This is a genomic window from Brevibacillus jepli, assembly GCF_047229145.1.
In the GTDB taxonomy this organism is placed as follows: domain Bacteria; phylum Bacillota; class Bacilli; order Brevibacillales; family Brevibacillaceae; genus Brevibacillus.
This window is the reverse complement of record NZ_JBFEFW010000078.1, coordinates 1-1,653: the sequence shown is the minus strand read 5'-3', so window position 1 is coordinate 1,653 and position 1,653 is coordinate 1. Positions and strand designations below refer to the sequence as shown.

Below are 1,653 nucleotides of genomic sequence, written 5' to 3'. Positions count from 1 at the left end.
CATAAGTTATGATGAACGAGGACAGCCCCTATTCGTAACTTCGTAGGTTACTCTGGCTACACTAAGGGCAAGTACGCCAATGGACAGAGCGCTACAATACGAAAGGAGCTGTTACTTATGAAGGATTTCACAAAATACGTTGGTTTAGACGTTTCAAAAGATAAAATTGCGGTGGCAATTGCTGAAGATGGCCGAGAAGCCCCACGTTATTGGGGAATGATTGCTCATACACCTGAAGCCGTTCGTAAACTCATGAAACAACTAGGGGATTTTCACTCTCTTCAAGTGTGTTATGAAGCAGGTGCTACCGGTTATGAACTGTATCGGCTTTTTCTTCGTCTCGGAATCGATTGTATAGTTGTTGCTCCTTCTCTTATTCCGCAAAGACCGGGAGATCGAGTGAAAACGGATCGGCGCGATGCACTTCGTTTAGCTCAGTTGCTTCGTGCAGGTGAATTGGTTTCGATTTATGTACCGACGGTAGAAGATGAAGCTCTACGTGACTTAGTTCGTGCCCGGGAAGATGCGAAAGAAGACCAGCTTCGAGCCAGACATCGTTTAACGAAATTTCTCCTTCGTCACGATTTGCGGCCTCCTGTTGGAGTTAGAAAATGGACCGTTAGGTACAGAGAGTGGCTTGATCGTTTAACCTTTTCACAAAACAGCTCACGTACTGTTTTTCGTGAATATTTACATCATCTAGACGAGATCGAGCAACGTTTAAAACGTCTTCATGAGGAAATTCACGCTCAAGCGACAGAAAGTGTTCATGCTCCTATGATTCAAGCTCTCCAGTCATTACGTGGTGTCGCAGAAATAACCGCTACCAGCTTGGTTGCAGAAATCGGTTCTTTCTCCCGATTTGCCCACCCTCGTCAACTGATGTCTTATGCTGGATTGGTTCCTTCCGAATCTTCAAGTGGGGATCTCCGACGACAAGGGGCCATTACTAAAACAGGAAACACTCATCTTCGTCGTGTTCTGGTAGAGGCTGCGTGGAGTTATCGTTATCCACCTGCGTTAAAAGGGGAGATTCGGAAAAGACAGGAAGGCCAGTCGAAGGAAGTTCAATCCATTTCATGGAAAGCACAAAATCGATTGCATAAAAAGTATTGTCGCCTCATGGCGAAAGGAAAACCGGGTGGAAAAGCAGTGACAGCTGTTGCCCGTGAACTGTTGGGTTTTATTTGGGCGATCACTCGACAAATGGAACAAGCATCGTAAGAAGTTAACCTAGAATCAAGCAGTGAAGATAGGGCTCGAAGGCAAAAGGAAGAACCGGTAGGGAGAAACCACGTGCTTCACTTGCACACTTGTTAGAAAAAACAACTACGTGCGTCATAAGTTTGTGGAAGCTCCCCCGAACGGAGAGATAAAATGTGAGAACCCACGGATATCAGACTGCTCACCGTCGAAAAGTTTTTGCCTTCGTGCCGTGTCTTTACCCATTCTTGTTGCTTGACATGGAGCCTCTGTGGGCGTGATTTTTGCGTAAAACGCGGTGGTTTTCTTTACGCTGACCGCAAATTAAGCAGTCTATCACGCCCACCTCTCCATATAAAGCAACAAGAAAAAAGAATAAAGAAAAAACGGGGCCGTCATGCTATTGACAGTCCTCGTTCATATCAGTGAAGCTGAAATTCCCCGCCATTT

The 1,653-nt window shown here is 45.7% G+C and carries 1 protein-coding gene; it reads left to right on the top strand.

Annotated features, from left to right (window positions below; translation table 11 throughout):
• Nucleotides 1-117: 117 nt before the first annotated feature.
• On the top strand, nucleotides 118-1,224 hold the full coding sequence (locus AB1L17_RS31310; protein ID WP_412848817.1) for an IS110 family RNA-guided transposase: 1,107 nt from the start codon (nucleotides 118-120) through the stop codon (nucleotides 1,222-1,224).
• The last annotated feature ends 429 nt before the right edge of the window (nucleotides 1,225-1,653 follow it).

Coding starts and splice junctions, on each gene's coding strand:
- AB1L17_RS31310 (WP_412848817.1), top strand. CDS start 118: ATGAAGGATTTCACAAAATACGTTGGTTTAGACGTTTCAAAAGATAAA.